Raw genomic sequence first — 16,461 nt, 5'->3', positions numbered from 1 at the left:
CTTAAAGTTTTAATAATTAGTAACAATAATAACCATACGTTTATGATCAACAAGGGGCACAATACTATTATCATCTTGAACCTCTAAAATCACATGTAACTCATTCGTTGCCGCATCCAGTGGGATTTTAAATGATGTTTTAAACTTGGTATCATTTTCTATTTTTATGGGCTTACTGTATGGTTTTTTTCCTGCTTCGTGGTATATCCACCACTTATAACTCAAATTATCTCCGTCTGGGTCTGTGGAACCCGTGGCGTCTAATACCACCTCTTCAAGATAATTATATTTTGCCTTTACAATTTGATTGGTACTATCGCCATTCAATACAGCTACAGGACGGTGATTCGCTTTATTGAAAGGCTGAACACACCAGTCCATTCTAGCTTTTAAATCATTCCAAATGGCTTTGCGCCATCGCCAAACAGGCGTGTATTCATCGGCGTAAACTTGTCCATCATCGGGGTTTGTCCAGGTATCTACAATAAGGTCTCCATCACAATAGGCCTTATATGGTAAATACGGTTGTTCATCAGCTTCAACAATTGAAAACCCAGATGGCGGGTTGTCTTTTTTCTTTGCTGAGTAGCGTCCGCCCCAGCCTCCCCAAGAGGGCTCAGAAATATCGGATAATGCCTGATTTACTAGCACTAACCAGGGTATAGTACCACCACCCCCAATAAAATGAAAGGTGTCATCTACTTTCCTATCTGGATATAACGCACCCAACTTGCCGTGATTGGTTTGCAAATTCTCTTTAAACCACTGGTGTTGCCCAAAAGGTGTATATTCATAAGGTTGCCAAATATGGGGTCCTAGATTAGCATTGGAAGGCCCTCCAAAACTTTTATTTTGATGGGTTGCCCGAATATAAAACAAGTCTGGAAATTCGTGACAAATCCAAGCACCGCTTTCATCCTGTCCCGAATTATCATAAACTCTTAGTTTAGAAATCAGTGTTTTCAACTTTTCTTTAGGGTAATCATTTCTTAGGTCGAATAATGCTTGCGCCAATGTGTTCATACCGCCATTTGAAAGCACAAAAATGGGTCTATCATCATCTTTTAGTAAAGCCTCTATAATCAATTTAGCGCCATCACTAGTTTTGCCTAACCCAACATCTTTCATACCATTACCCTCTTGACCCGAAGCTACAATACTATGGAGATACTCCGGTGTTTTCCATCCTTTTTCATGCCGTTGTAAATTTGGGTATACTTTTTTGTAACCGTCAATGTAATAATGGAACAATTCTGGCATGAGCACTTTTACGGTATCCTTTGGATTTGGTCTAAAATAACGTCCTGTTACAGAGATTAATCCTTCCAAATCAAATTTGTTGGAGTACATTAACAAATGTACAAGTTGCTGTTCATCGTCAGGGTCATGACCAATATCTGCCATTAAAATAAATCTGTTTTTGTTTGAATTTTGGCCAGTTTCTGTAACAGATGGTGAAATTTCAAGATTGGTTTTGATATCTTCTTTGTTTCCACCGCTTGCTTTGTTGTTATCTTTACAGGAGTACAACACAACTATTAAGAGACTGTAAATAATAAACCTGTTAACCATCATATTTTAGTTTAATTCTTTAATTGATTTAAGGTCTAATGCCTTTAACCATTTCAATTCTGCTTCCACTTCTTCCTGAACAATAGACCAATGGAATAAATTACTTTTTACTCGATAACCCTTATGTTCTATAGGAACAGGTTGATAAACCGGTTTGGTGACATCAACCAATTTTGACCAATTTTTAGTAGCCCCTTCCAAGTACATTACAGCCTCTTGATAAAAGATTTTTTCTTCCGTTTTTAAATATTCTTGATATGCCACGGCCGATTTCAATTTATCAGAAAAATAAAGCCCCAAATAAGCCCAAGCCTGAATATCAGATTTTTCATAAAGTAAATCTGTATTAGTCCCAGAATTAATTGGTTGTACTATTTTCAAAGCTCCATTACAAAATGTACTTAATGAATCAGCTAATTGAATGGGCGTAATTTTACCTAAAACCGCCTTCTTTCCTGAATCGACAAATTCCTTAATACCCATATATCGTGGATCCATTGGCGTTCTATTGGCTAAAGTTTGTAATGACAATAGTTTTACGGCAGGAGGCCCATCATTAAAACCTAGCATACCTTCAGAATACAAGGTAAAGTCCCATTTGGCATTCCAGTATGAAGCAATAACCAATGGCACTTTGCTTGCTTGTGTCTGCGCATTAAACAGCGCTTTTCCATTATTAGGAAAACGGTTTTCAAAAGCTTGAATAAAATAGGCATCCGGAGTATTGGGATTATAGAGTAAATGCCCCCACACCTTATAAAACATCCATTGTCTTTCAAAAGCATAGTTGGCTGAGGCTCCTTCTAATGATGTTATAAAATCTTTAGCAGGAATATAAGTTTCTGAACCTACATAATACCCATTCACATACGGATGCACATTTTCTGCCATGTGCTGTCGTATAAAATCAGGTTGTCCCCAACGCAGAATAAAAAAATCTTCATTACGAATCATCCACGCCAAATAATAGTTTTCAGGCATTGGGTTCCAATAGGTATCTTTAAGTTCGCCTCCATGCACCTTAACTAATTTTGGTGTTGAATGGCCATGAGACCAATTAAATTTCAGTTCAATATTTATAGGACCACCAAAACAGGTTAAAGTATCTAAAGTTCGACGAGTCAATTTTTCTACAGACACATCAGTAGAACCACCACTACCTGTTCCTGCAGAAAGTGGTACCCGATGGATAAACTTTATTGTACGCTCAGCTTGTCTTGCACCTTCAACCACCGTTTCTAAAATCCATTCTTCACGTTCCTCTGCGGTCATTCCACCCATGCCTTCTCCTAATGTAATCCCCAAACCAGTTAGGTCTGGATATTTATCAATGGTTGCCCTCACACACTCGCGCATATAATCTTTAACAACTCTGGATGTATCACCAACCCCAACATGCGTTTCTTTCTTTATGGAAATAGGAGATACCTTGTGATGTTCAGCAAATTCTTTAGACACAAAAATGTTCCAGTTAACCATATAAGTTTCTATACCACGGTCTTTGGCCATTCTAAAAAGTGTATGCCATAAAGTTTCCCATGTTTTCATCTCTTCATCTGAAAGACTACACGCCTCGGGGTACTTTTTGGTTTTAACCATTCTACTGAACGGGTGTAAATTCCATAAGGTTAATTTATTAAAACGATTTTCAGCCATCATATCTAAAAAATCCCTCCAGAAAAGTGTATCTTTACATGTTTCGGTATGTGCTTCTAATGTTTCACTACTACGGTAAGCCTCCCATGGTAAATTGAATTTTAGCGCTCTAAATGCCAAACTTGGTGTTTGTTCTTTATTTTCAATAGTCCTATTACCAGATGCTAATTGTTCTTTGATATCTAATAAACCATACATGATACCCGTAGCATCACCTCCAGTTACCGTAACTAATTTATCACTTGAATTAATTAAAAATGCTTCAGTCTTTAAAGCTGAAGAATCTAGGACTGTTTTTATGATTAAGACATCATCATTGTCAGCTATGGTAATGGTATTTTTTTCTGCGAAATCCGTCAACTTATCAATACCATGTAATACTTGTGGGGAATTTATAGTATTTTGGATATTAATGGTGAATGCTGATTCTTTTTTACAACCAATGCATAGAAAAAGCAACATGGATGCAATGATTGGTAAGCTTAGATTTTTTTGGATGAACTTCATAAAGTCAAAGCTATTATTCAACGGTTAGAACAATGCGTCTATAATCGTGTAATGAGGCAATTTTATTATTGTCTTCAATTTCAAGAATGATATGAATGGTTTTGCCCGAAGCATCCTCTGGCACTACAATCTCAGTAATAGCCTGGGAAGGCTGCTTAATAATTTCGATGGTGCCTTTATAAGTTCCTGCCTCATTATAAATCCACCATTTAAAAGCTATATTATCGCCATCAGGGTCAAAAGAAGTAGAAGCATCCAATGATATCACATCACCTGAAGCGACTTGTAAAAAATGAATTTTCTCTGTGTTATCCCCGTTAATTGAGACTACTGGATGATGATTAGCATTCTCAAAAGAAGCTACGCACCAATCCATTCTACATTGAAAATCATTATAATAGGCCTGTCGCCACCTCCAAACAGGTGTATAAATTGAGTTATAAACTTCATTGGTTTCCGAGTCTGTCCATACATCTGAAACTTCCGTAAATAAATAATAATCACCATAAGTCTCCTCATCCACTCTTACACTTTTATGTCGGGAGGGCACATTCTTAATAGGTTTTTCTGAAAACCTCCCACTCCAACTGCCCCAACTGGGTTGACTTATATCAGCCAAACCTTGGTGCATAAGCCCTAACCAAGGAATGGTACCTCCGCCTTCTATAAAAGCCAATCTACCCGTGGGTGTTTGTCTCAAGGGAAATAATCTTCCTAATGCCCCGTGATTTTTAATATGCTCCAATGCCCATTGATGTTGCCCTGTGGCATTGTAGGCGTACGGTTTCCAAGTGTGAGGTCCCTTTTTATCAGCGTCGGGGTCATTACCCCAGGCCCAAGCTGGACCACCATAAGCATAGGTTTGATAGTTACTTCGTGTCCAGCGAATGTCTGAATAATTGGCACAAATCCAAGCTCCGGCGTTATCTTGCGCGCCGTTCTCAAAGACCCTTAGTTTTTTTAATACCTTTTTCAAGACCACTTCAGAATGATTCGCTTTAAAATCGTTTAAAGCCTGTGCTAGAGTATTGGAACCGGCATTCACCACAATATAAATTAAGCGTGGGTCCTCCTTTTTAAAAATGTCAATTAATAACTCCGAGCCTTTGGTACTCTTTCCATCTCCAACATCGCCCATACCGTATCCAGGTTGCCCTGAGGCTACAATGGTCCGCAAATAGGCTGGTTCCGGATAACCCTTGGCGTGTATTTTCAAATTTTCATAAACCTTTTCATAACCATCAATGAGGTTTTCAAACAAATCGGGATACAGCCTTTGCCTTTCTACCAATCTATGTCTGTTATGTAAATACTTTCCGCTTACGGCAATAAGTCCTTCAAGGTCAAATTCATTGGAACACATGAGCATATGCGCCATTTGCTGTTCTTCATCAGGTTCGTTACCCATATCGGCCAAAATCACCAATCGGTGCTTTGAAGATTGACCCAAAGCATACGGCCCCAAACAAATCAAAAAGCCAAATACTATTAATTTTAAAACCTTCATATTACTGCTCATTTTTTGCGATTTCAATATCCTGTTTTACCCATTCGGTGATTTGTTTCCACTCTACAATACCCACTCTGTTTGTCCACAAAGGGTTATGATTTTGCAACATGGCTTGGGCTACATATTGTTTCCAAAAGTTTAAAGCATTTTCTAAAGCTTTTACCGCTAATTCTTGATACTCGCTTTTATTAGAATCTCTAAACAACGCTAAATAAGTGGCGCCTTCAATTTTATAACCATAGTACTTCCCTAAAAACGAAACGGTTTTAATATCGTTTAAAGTGAATTGTAACTCTCTATTATCGGTAACCTTAAATGTTTCCAAAATATTCAAAGTACTGTTTGAGACATTGATGAGTTCTTCGGAAACCTGTAAAGGTGTTTTTAAAGTCGTGCTACTTCCGTTGGAAACCATTTTTACATAGTCTGGAATGGATTGATTTCCAGATTTTGGATGCACCCCAAGTGAAATAAAACGATTTACATCATGAAACCCAGTTTCGTTTTCTGCCTGACTTGGCCGACTTTTACATCCCTCAATATACCACTGAAAATCGAGACTTCCCCAATGAAACCCTGTAGTTATCGGGTAAACCATAGACGCATTTTGCCATGCTGAAAATAATTTATGGGTATCTACCTCTGGAAAACGACTGCCCAATATACCCTTAAAGCGGTCATTTGATATAGTGGGATCGTAACTTAATCTACCCCATAACAACCATTGGTACCAATGTTTTTCTACTTCAATTTGGTTGGTTTTTGCTGGTTCTTTAGTTAAAAAATCGCGACCCCAAATCCATTGATCCGAACCAAAGTAAATACCTTTTGCAACATCCTCATAGGGTAAATTATTAATAAATTCCCTTGTAAAATCAGGAGCACCCCACCTAAAGTAAAAGGTGTCATCATTACGCAAGCCCCATAAAGTTTTCATGCCTTCAATTTGCTCTAAATAATTAGCATTTTCATGATACGGTTGTTGTGTTGCGCTATACACATGGGCTTTAGCATATTTGAAACAGAACAAAAATTCTACATTTTCAGCCTCTACAACCGCCTTAAATTTTTCAGCAATTTCTTTGGCACCAGATTGGTGTTGCCTATGTATAAACTTAAATTGTCTTTCAGGCATTTCCTTGGCCGCGTCTAAAATACCAAGACCATAAGTGTTATAAGCCCAATCTTCGCGTTCTTGGTGATTAGCACCTTTCATATTCTCTCCTGTTGTCAACCCTATACCTGCTAAATCCGGATAGGTCACAAACAGTTGCTTAATACTTTTTCTAAAATAATCGGTGGTAATTTCATTATCTCTATCGTCTGTGATTCCATATTTACCTTGTGTACCATAATCAAAAATATTCCATGTGATGATATGAAAATCAATATTCCTACGCTTACCGTAGGCCATTACTTTTTTCCAGAATTCAATTTTTTCATCTATTGTAATGCTTTTTAACACCTCTACATTTTCCAAAATTTCTGGAGCATCAAATCCTATGCCCATAAGATTATAGTCTTCCTTCCAATCTGTTATTGAGCGTTGTACATCATCCAACGCTACATCTTCATATCCAGGAACTTTCACTAACGACGGAAAGGGATGCAAGCTCCACAGTGAAATATAATTGTAACGGTAACGCGCCATGGTATCGATATAGTCTTTCCAAAAACTGAAATCCCACATGTGCGGTATGTTGTACTGGGCCGCATCACAAACATCGGTATAACTTGGTGTACGAACATCTAGCGGAATGTTGAATTTAGGCCCTCGCATTTCTAAATACGGGTTACGAACCATCGATTTTACGCCTTCGAGTCCATATAATTTAATTTGCTCCGCCAACTCAAGAGTACCATACATTAATCCAGCGTCATCATAACCGATAACTTCAATCTTACTACCTGTAGTTTTAATTAAGAATCCCTCAGATTTTAACTTGTCTTCTTTCTTGGTTGATAAAACAATATCTGCCTCTTCAATATAAGATGAATCAGTTGTGACGTAGGGAGAATTCAAAACTGACTCGATGTCTTGTAAAGCAAAAGAAACCTTTTCAGAACTAGAACAGTTTACAACTATAATGTCTTTTTTGGTCTCTTCACAGGCTAGAAACAGCAAACAATGAAATAGTAAAATAGAAAAAAAGGTTCGGGCTAGCTTCAAAATCATTTATTATAGTGTTAGTATGATTTCCTAAAGCTATAAAATAAAAGTAGGTTATATATCCTGCTCTTTACTGTTTAGATATTCAAATAACAAAGAAGGCAAAAAGTTTTGTGAACTTTTTGCCTTCTTTGTTATTTATATAAATCCTAAGATTCTTATTCTTTGGTATTGTTATTCCAGTTATTTAGTAGCAAAACTCCAAACCTGTCCGATGGTAACGCCACCGTTGCCATCCTTGACAACCACCTTGAAGTAGTACGTCGTAGATGCCGTCAATCCCGTGGCACTGTACGTTGTCTCCGCCTGGTTCTCCGACACCTTCGTTACCGGGTCGCTGTTCGTGTCCAGGTACACATCGAAGGTCAGGTCGTCATTGTCCACATCGCTCGCCGTCCAGCTCAATGTCGCACTCGTACCATCGACCTCGGAGTCCTGCTCAGGACCTACCAAGCTCGGTGCAAACGGTAGGTGGTTCGATACCCCGTCTCCCTCGGTAAGAAAATTGCTCACTCCGGAAAACGCACTCTCCTCGCCCTTGCTGTCCCGGGACCTTACGCGCCAGTAATACGCCTTACCCTTTTCAAGGGTTATCACCCTTGAGGTCGACGAACTTGTTACATCGTGCGCCATGGTAGAGAAATCGCTCTGCTCGGATATCTGTACCCTGTAGCTTATGGGATTGCCCTCCTTATCGGTCGAGGCCATCCACTCGAACACAACGCTATTGTTGATACACAGCGTGTTGCTCAATGGGTACACCTGGCTCGGTACCGTAGGTGCCGTGTTGACTGGGTCGGGGCCCGGGTCTGGACCACCGCCATCACCGTCGCCGCCACTGCTGCACGACATCAATAAACTTATCATTACCGCTAAATATGTATATACCTTTTTCATTTTACTTTTTTATCTTACTTTTTTATTAATTTAATAAATACTGGGTTTTCAAAGCCAACCTTGGCAAAGTAAATACCATTTGGTTTATTTTCTATATCTAAAGTCATTCTATTCGTATTTGGAGCCAGAGTATTTGTTGCTACCAACTGCGAGTGAATATTATAAATCTCAACATTAACTTCTTTGGAAACATTTGGCATAAAAATTTCAAATACTCCACTTGATGGATTTGGATATGCTTTTATATCCTCAAAGAAATTTACGGTCGTTCCCATTTCACCTTGGCAAGCGTCCTTGCTTTTTACAACAATATTATCACCATGATTGGCATTAATAAAGAATGTTGTTTGGTTTGTCTCCATTATCTTGACCCCGTTCTTAAAGATACTATAAGGGGATTCTCCAGAAGTAACTGAAACTTCAACGGCCTGCTTAACAATCTCCATTTTACCAGATAAACTAGTACCACCTTCTATTTCCACTTGGTAACAGTAACGTTCATCCATACCGTCTAAGTCTATACAAAAATCATATGTACCAGGAGATAAGTCGTTAACCTCTAAATTTTTTGTAAAATCATAATTCACACCATTTATGGTAGTTGTATAATTGAAAGCAGCAGCAGCGTTTATAGAAAGTCTTCCATTGGCCTTCCCTGCACAGGTTTCACTAATAGTTTGAATGGTAAAATTATTTGATAAGGTAGGGTCTACTGGATCAATATCTAAATCGATAATTTGTAAGTATAATGGCATTGCATTACCTGACTTTTTTTCCATTAAATAATAATAGGCCTTACCATTATAAACATGTACCACACCATGATCAAATATAAGTCCACTGGTTGCCTGATAAACCCTTTCAAAATCATTAGTTCCTCCTGCTGCTTTTTCCACATAAACACGATCGTTTTCCAAGCCTATTATATAAATATTGTTACCAGAGGTATAGATTGTTGACCCACCAGCAAAATCGTCTGTTGTTGTAAACTCTATTTCACCTGCTGGTCTATAGGTATGTAGTCTTTTAGTAACGTTAAATTCAGCATCTCTTATACTACTAATAAAATGTTCATCACCATTATCAGTAACAGTAAAATGAAGTCCGCCTGTGATGCGAGCCTGATCTTTTTGAGTGGTTTGAACAAAATCTCCAGGTTCTGCTATTTTTATTAAATCAGAATCATAAAGGGGAACAGAAATCGGTTCTCCTTTGTGGTTCTTCCAGCCATCAGATCCATCCTGATTATCTGAATATGCATAATAAATACCATTTTGATGGCTAAATTTATCATTAGTATTTGCTGATCTACGCTGATAGCCAACTCTTATTTTTCCATTTGCATATTTAATATCTCCATACAAACCCCAATTGTAGGTAATCCCAGGTTGATTCTTTGCGTTTAATCTATTAAAATCAGTGAAGTCTGTCCAATGACCTGAACTGGCGTCATACTTTGTAAACTTGTACATTCCATTTGTATGTCCTCCTTCCCTCATTTTCATTAATAAATCTCCTTGGTCGTTTAAGAAAAAAGAGGGATATGTTAATCCGTGAAATTCAGTTTGATTAATGTTACCTGTTAGCCTTAAATGTTTATAACGCCCATTAGCATCTTGTACAAACTTATCTAAAGTAAATTCTGCATCTGGTAAGGTGGCTGCATTCTTTACTGAATACGCGTATCTAAAATAATCGTCTGATAAACTACCACCTGCAGTTGTAGGTCTGTAGGCATGCATATCAAACAACATATGTATTGTACCATCTAAAGGACTAATACCAACTGCAATCGTATTGTGAGATTCTCCTAACCACCATTGATTTAGATAACCAGTATGTCTGTGAGGAAACTCTATGGTTGCGATAGTTCCTGTTTCAGTGTTGTAACGAGATAACATCATATGTCTGTCTAATTTACCTCCTCTATACCAAGTCATAAACACATATTTTCCATAGGCCTTTACTGCATCTCCATGTGCTGATATATTACGTCCAAAGATATAATCATAAGAATCTGGATTTCCGTTATCTGGTATGTTTGTACTTCGTTCATCATATTTACGGGCTCCATTAAAATGTAAACCCAAATCTGTAATCTTAACTTCGGTTTCTAAGGTAACTTGGGCATTTACAACACCTGAACCAATGTAAGACAATAAAACTACCAGAAGAAAATTTCTGATAATTATATTTTTTTTAAAGTTTTTCTTTTTCATAGTCTTCTAGTTTTTTATTTCTGATAAAAAATAGATGCCCTAAAATTAGCATTAAAATCAAACCAAAGTATCCTGCACTGTTCTGAAGTAAATTTGCCAACAACTACAAAAAAACCTAAAACTATTTCTTTATTAATTTTATAAATACGGGCTTCTCCAAGTTAACCTTCACGAAATAGATGCCATTGGGCTTGTCGGTTAAATCCAGATTTATTTTACTGGTACTTAATCTATATCGTCCTTTGCCAACCAATTGAGAATGAATATTATAAATTTCAACATCAACATCGTTTAAAGCATACGGAATTGTAATTTCGAATGCTCCTCCTGAAGGGTTTGGATAGGCTTTTACGGCCTCTGATAAATGAATAGTCTTTACCATTTCTCCTTGACAGGCATCCTTACTCTTTATTTGGATATTATCTCCTTCTTCAACAAATACCGAAAAATCTGTTAAGTATGTTTCAAAAATTTCCTCACCGTTTTTTATTACTGTGAAAGGTGCGGTCCCGGATGAAACCGTAACATCAACATACTTATTGGAAACAGCTATCTTACCAGATAAACTAACTCCACCAGCTATGGTAACTTGGTAACATTGTTCAAAATCCTCTCCATCGACAGTAATACACAAATCGTAGGTTCCTGCCGAAAGATTTTCGATAGTTGTGGTATCTGTAAAATTGTAGGAAGCACCATTATCAATTGTTGCTATATAGTTATATGTTGCATTGGCGTTGATGACTACTTTTCCATTTTGCTTGTCGACACAGGTCTCTCCAATAGTTTCAATAGTAAAATTATTAGCTGGTAAGTCCAATGGTCCCGGTACAATTTCAAAAGCTGTAATTGAGGCTGGAGCAGATTCTTGCCCCGCTAACATATCTACAATATTGAAACGTAGTTTTCGAGCAACCACAACATCAAAATCAACTGTCTTTTCGGTGCCAATTCCAGAATCAGATACAAGTTCAATCCACTGGTTATTGCTCCAATATTCAAGAGTCCAATCTTTAATTCGTGTAGAGGCCTCTTTTAGGGTAATTCCTTTTACTGTTTTGTTAATGCCTAAATCTAACATTAGCCACTCTCCAGCTCCTGCATTTTCAGATTCCCAAAATGTAGTATCTTCATTATCATTTGCCAATTTGGCTTTTGTGTCTGTTTTGGAAGAAGACGCCGACATATAGGCCCCATATAAACGTAGCTGAAGTTGAGCGTCGAACAAGGAATTTGGGTATACTTGCTGTCCACGCAACTCATCAAGGCCTTCATTCTTAAACATTATATTTTCACCAGTTCCAGGTTGAAAGCCAACAAAAATAGGATTTGGAAATGTATGAGTTCTTCTTCTGTTGTCACCGGATATCCACCAAAAATCGTACAGCCGAGTAGTAAAATTGGCATCATGTTTAAAATTCCAAAATGTTAAATAAGGTCCACTATTGGGGTATGACAACTCTGCACCACCGTTACCTAGAAGCTTTCCTCCCTGAATATTGTCCAATAAATTGGCATAAGGGTGAGACCCATGACAATCAATTGACTGGTCGGGTTGCATGGGGCAATTTTTAAAAACCGAACTTGTAGTACTCCAGCGCATGCCCGGACCATGCAACATACCTTTTCTGTTGACATCAACCAAACCCTCGTCACAAGTATCTAAACAATTTTCGAAAAGCACCCCGTAGCTATATCTTGAATAATAACTGGTATGGCCACGTTTTCCGTAGATATGAATATCTTTTACTGTAACAGCTATACTTCTCTCTACAAAAACACATTCGTTCCAATCCTTAAAATCACAATTTTTAACCCATCCATTAGCTACATTTCCAAAAAAAAGTGCTTGCCATGCAGCATCAACTATACTGTTAGCATGATGCACAAAATTTTCTGGATAATCTTTCCAACCACTTGTAAATAAGATATCCTCTACACCAACTTCTCCTATGGTTTGAAAAGTTTTAAGTACTGTTGTAGAAGAAACTGGCATATTTAACTGTACAGGATTTTTAAATGTTACGGTGTTTCCTGAAATTTTTGTGATTAAATGTTTTTCAAAAGGCCGAATACCATCTCTATTAATAGCAGTCCATGTTACATTGGGCAAACGCCCTGGCATATTTTCCTCTAAATTAGCTGTTGTTTTTTGAAATAAATCTACATACTGACCAACTGATAAATTAGCTGTACTAGCCACCTGAATTTCAAAATCCCCTTTCTTAATTGCTGCAGTTACCTGTGTGATATCATTTGATTCTGTATTGGAAGGTATGAACATGAAACGATAATGTGGTATGCCAGTACCAAATTTATTTTCGTTGAATTTATCGGCATAAATCTCCGTACCACCTGCTCCCGTTCCTGCACCTTTAAGTACAATATTACTTCCGTTAATAATTATAGGTTGCGTTTTTGTAGTCTCACTAGACACTATGTACCTACCAGCTGGAAAAAACACTACAGTGGGTTGATTACTAATCTCTGCTGCAGTAATAGCAGCTTGTATACCGGCATCGTCATAACCTGCATCGTCTGGAATGGCACCATAGTCGGTTACACTTATCGTATTCCAACCTGATACATCTGGTAATTCTTTTTCAGAAAAGTGATACCCAGTATATGAGAAGTCGCTTAATGTTGCTTCTGATAGGTTTCCTGTTAACTTTTTTTCTGCAAAGTCAACCCAAGAAGGTGCTTCTACATTTTGAGCATAACTTACGGTACCCAACAAGAAGAACAGAAAATAGGTTATTTTTTTCATAGCTATAATATCTTTTTTAGTTCTTACATTTTGTTTTTAAAAAAGACCAAAAGAAGCATTTGGACTATTTTCAAAAACTTATTTAACTAACAAAATTAACACTTGCAGCATAAACAAAGTTCCCAAAAAAGTAGACAAAAATACATTTTACACCTATTAGCAGTAAAAACGTAACCGAATCTTATAACAGAACAAACTACTGATCTTTAGTCTTACTTTATTTATTGAGAATATACTATTATTTAGTAGAAAAACTCCAAACCTGTCCGATGGTAACGCCACCGTTGCCATCCTTGACAACCACCTTGAAGTAGTACGTCATAGATGCCGTCAACCCCGTAGCACTGTAAGTTGTCTCCGCCTGGTTCTCTGATACCTTAGTTACCGGGTCGCTGTTCGTGTCCAGGTACACATCGAAGGTCAGGTCATCATTGTCCACATCGCTCGCCGTCCAGCTCAATGTCGTACTCGTACCATCGACCTCAGAGTTAAGCTCAGGACCTACCAAGCTCGGTGCAAACGGTAGATGGTTCGATACCCCGTCTCCCTCGGTCAGGAAATTGCTCACTCCGGAAAACGCACTCTCCTCACCCTTGCTGTCTCGAGACCTTACACGCCAGTAATACGCCTTCCCCTTTTCAAGGGTTATCACCCTTGAGGTCGACGAACTCGTTACATCGTGTGCCATGGTAGAGAAATCGCTCTGCTCGGATACCTGTATCCTATAGCTTATAGGGTTGCCCTCCTTATCGGTCGAGGCCATCCACTCGAACACAACGCTATTGTTGATACACAACGTATTGCTCAATGGGTACACCTGACTGGGTACCGTAGGCGCCGTGTTCACAGGGTCGGGGCCTGGGTCAGGTCCGCCTCCATCGCCGTCACCGCCACTGCTGCAAGACATTAAAACACTTACCATTACCGCTAAATATAAATATACCTTTTTCATCTTACTTTTTTATTAATTTAATAAATACTGGCTTATCCAAGTTCACCTTCACAAAATAAATACCATTGGGCTTATCGGTGATGTCGAAACGTACCCTTCCCGAATTTGTTTGCACCGTCTTTACGTCGATAAGTTGGGAGTGGATGTTATACACCTCCAAACTAACCGATTCCAGACTGCTGGGCATATAGACCTCGAACGAACCGTCAGATGGGTTCGGGTACGCCCTTAGATCCTCCAAAAGGTTGATGGTCTTGCTCATTACGCCCTGGCAGGCATCCTTGGCCTTTACCTCAACATTGTCACCGTGCGCTACGCTAAGGTCAAAGTTCGACTGGTAGGTCTCCAGGACCTCTACGCCGTTCTTGTAGACCGTATACGGTGGCGCTCCAGTATCTACCGATACTGCCAGTGATTGTTTCTCCAAGGCCAGCTTTCCCGTTAGGCTTACGCCTCCGGCAATCTCTACCTGATAGCAATGGCTGTAATCCTCGCCCACAACATCGATACAGAAATCGTAAATACCTGGGGCAAGGCCATCTATGGTCGTACCCTTATTGAATCTGTAGTCTTGGTTGTTTATTCTCGTAGTAAAATCGTGAGATGCCAGTCCGTTGATGACCAACTTACCGTTGTTCATCCCCGCACAGCTCTCCCCAACGGACTGTATAGTGAAATTGTTGGACGCCGTGGGGTCCCTCTCGACGATGCCTAAATCTATGATTTGTAAATACAATGGTTGTGCACTTCCCGATTTGTCTTCCATTAAGTAGTAGTATGCCTTACCATTTTCTATGTGAACAACACCATGATCGAAACGTCTTCCTGTAGTAGCCTCATAAACCTTCTCAAAATTATCAGTTCCGCCTTCTGCTTTATATACAACAACCCTACCGTTATTTAAACCTACTGTATAAACATTAGCCCCTGATGTGTAAAAAGATCCAGCTATCGATTGTTCTGTAGTTATAAACTCTGAAGCACCAGCTGGTTTATAGGTATGTAAGTTTTTAGTAACGTTATTATCCAAATCTCGTACCTGACTCTTAATATGTACATCACCATTTGCAGTAACTGTCCAATCAAAACCTCCTACAATGCGCACTCTATTTGGGTTTGTTGTCTCTACGTAATCTCCTGGTTCCATAACTTTAATAAAATCGGCATCCCATAATGGCAGACTAAAAGATTCACCTTTATGATTTTTCCAACCTGTAGCAGCCGTTTGATCATCTGAATAGGCATAATACACCCCGTTTTGGTATAGATATTTATCATTATTGTTTGAAGACCTACGTTGAAAACCAAGGCGAAACTTTCCGTTTACATATTTCATATCACCGTAAAGTCCCCAATTAAATTCAATCCCTGGTTGACTTCTTGCATTTAATCTATTAAAATCTATGAAGTTACCCCACTCTCCAGTATTGGCATCATATTTTATAAACTTAAACATCCCATTGTTATTTCCACCTTCACGCATGAGCATAAAAGTCTCACCACCATCATTTTGGAAGAATCTTGGGTATGTTAATGCACGAAATTCAGATTGTGGGGCAATCCCTGGCATTCTCAAATGCTTATATCCTCCTGTACCATTTGTAACAAATTTATCTAAGGTAAAATCGGCATCAGGCAACGAAGCAGCATCTTTGACAGAATATGAATATCTAAAATAATCATTAGCCAAACTACCATCGGATGGTTTTGTAGGACTGTAAGCATGCATATCGTACAACAAATGAATTGTGCCGTCTAAAGGACTGATGCCCACTGCGATGGTGTTGTGAGACTCACCAATCCAGTATCGATTTTGATACCCCGTATGTCTATGAGGAAACTCAATTGTGGCCATTGTACCTGTAATTGTATTGTATCTGGTTAACATGACATGTCGGTCATTTTTGCCACCTCTGTACCAAGTCATAAAAACATAAATACCATAGGTTTTAATAGCATCTCCATGGGCAGAAATATTTCTACCAAAGAAATAATCGTAAGGTGCATTATCACCAGAGTTTGCAGCTCCACCAGTAACCTTAGAACCATCAAAATGTAAACCGAAATCGGTAATCTTAATCTCGTTCTCTAGAACAACTTGAGCTTGAGACGGGACTGACGAGAAAAGTGCTAAGAACAATAGGGTACATAAACACCTCTCTATGGGAAGAGTAAAATTTTTTTTCATAGTTTAATTTTTCTTAATTATTT

General features: G+C 38.4%; 9 protein-coding genes. All 9 read right to left on the bottom strand.

Translation table 11 applies throughout. The features are described 5' to 3' along the window. Positions 1–9 precede the first annotated feature (9 nt). The 9 genes from M0214_RS10280 to M0214_RS10240 all read right to left on the bottom strand — a co-directional run bounded on the left by M0214_RS10280 (position 10) and on the right by M0214_RS10240 (position 16,438). Positions 10–1,575 (bottom strand): nucleoside hydrolase-like domain-containing protein, encoded by a 1,566-nt coding sequence (locus M0214_RS10280; RefSeq protein WP_248722481.1) that lies wholly within the window; start codon positions 1,573–1,575, stop codon positions 10–12. A 3-nt stretch (positions 1,576–1,578) separates the two neighbouring features. Then, positions 1,579–3,735 (bottom strand): hypothetical protein, encoded by a 2,157-nt coding sequence (locus tag M0214_RS10275; protein WP_248722480.1) that lies wholly within the window; start codon positions 3,733–3,735, stop codon positions 1,579–1,581. A 13-nt stretch (positions 3,736–3,748) separates the two neighbouring features. Continuing rightward, positions 3,749–5,242, bottom strand: coding sequence for a nucleoside hydrolase-like domain-containing protein (locus M0214_RS10270; RefSeq protein WP_248722479.1), 1,494 nt, complete (start codon positions 5,240–5,242; stop codon positions 3,749–3,751). 1 nt (position 5,243) lies between these two features. Beyond that, entirely contained in the window at positions 5,244–7,421 is a 2,178-nt protein-coding gene (locus tag M0214_RS10265; RefSeq protein WP_248722478.1) for a glycoside hydrolase family 20 zincin-like fold domain-containing protein, read from the bottom strand. Positions 7,422–7,598: 177 nt separating this feature from the next. After that, the gene (locus M0214_RS10260) at positions 7,599–8,312 is read right to left on the bottom strand and encodes a fibronectin type III domain-containing protein (protein WP_248722477.1); all 714 of its coding nucleotides are present in this window, start codon (positions 8,310–8,312) and stop codon (positions 7,599–7,601) included. Between the two features lie 14 nt (positions 8,313–8,326). Further along, complete coding sequence (locus tag M0214_RS10255) at positions 8,327–10,531, bottom strand: BNR-4 repeat-containing protein (protein ID WP_248722476.1); 2,205 nt, start codon at positions 10,529–10,531, stop codon at positions 8,327–8,329. A gap of 121 nt (positions 10,532–10,652) precedes the next feature. Continuing rightward, complete coding sequence (locus M0214_RS10250) at positions 10,653–13,298, bottom strand: DUF4955 domain-containing protein (protein WP_248722475.1); 2,646 nt, start codon at positions 13,296–13,298, stop codon at positions 10,653–10,655. A 238-nt stretch (positions 13,299–13,536) separates the two neighbouring features. Next, positions 13,537–14,250, bottom strand: a complete 714-nt coding sequence (locus M0214_RS10245) for a fibronectin type III domain-containing protein (protein ID WP_248722474.1) — start codon at positions 14,248–14,250, stop codon at positions 13,537–13,539. A 1-nt stretch (position 14,251) separates the two neighbouring features. Beyond that, complete coding sequence (locus tag M0214_RS10240) at positions 14,252–16,438, bottom strand: BNR-4 repeat-containing protein (RefSeq protein ID WP_248722473.1); 2,187 nt, start codon at positions 16,436–16,438, stop codon at positions 14,252–14,254. Positions 16,439–16,461 lie beyond the last annotated feature (23 nt).

Source organism: Seonamhaeicola sp. ML3 (genome assembly GCF_023273855.1).
Taxonomy (GTDB): Bacteria; Bacteroidota; Bacteroidia; order Flavobacteriales; family Flavobacteriaceae; genus Seonamhaeicola.
The sequence above is the reverse complement of the archived record's forward strand: the minus strand, read 5'-3'. Positions and strand labels throughout refer to the sequence as shown.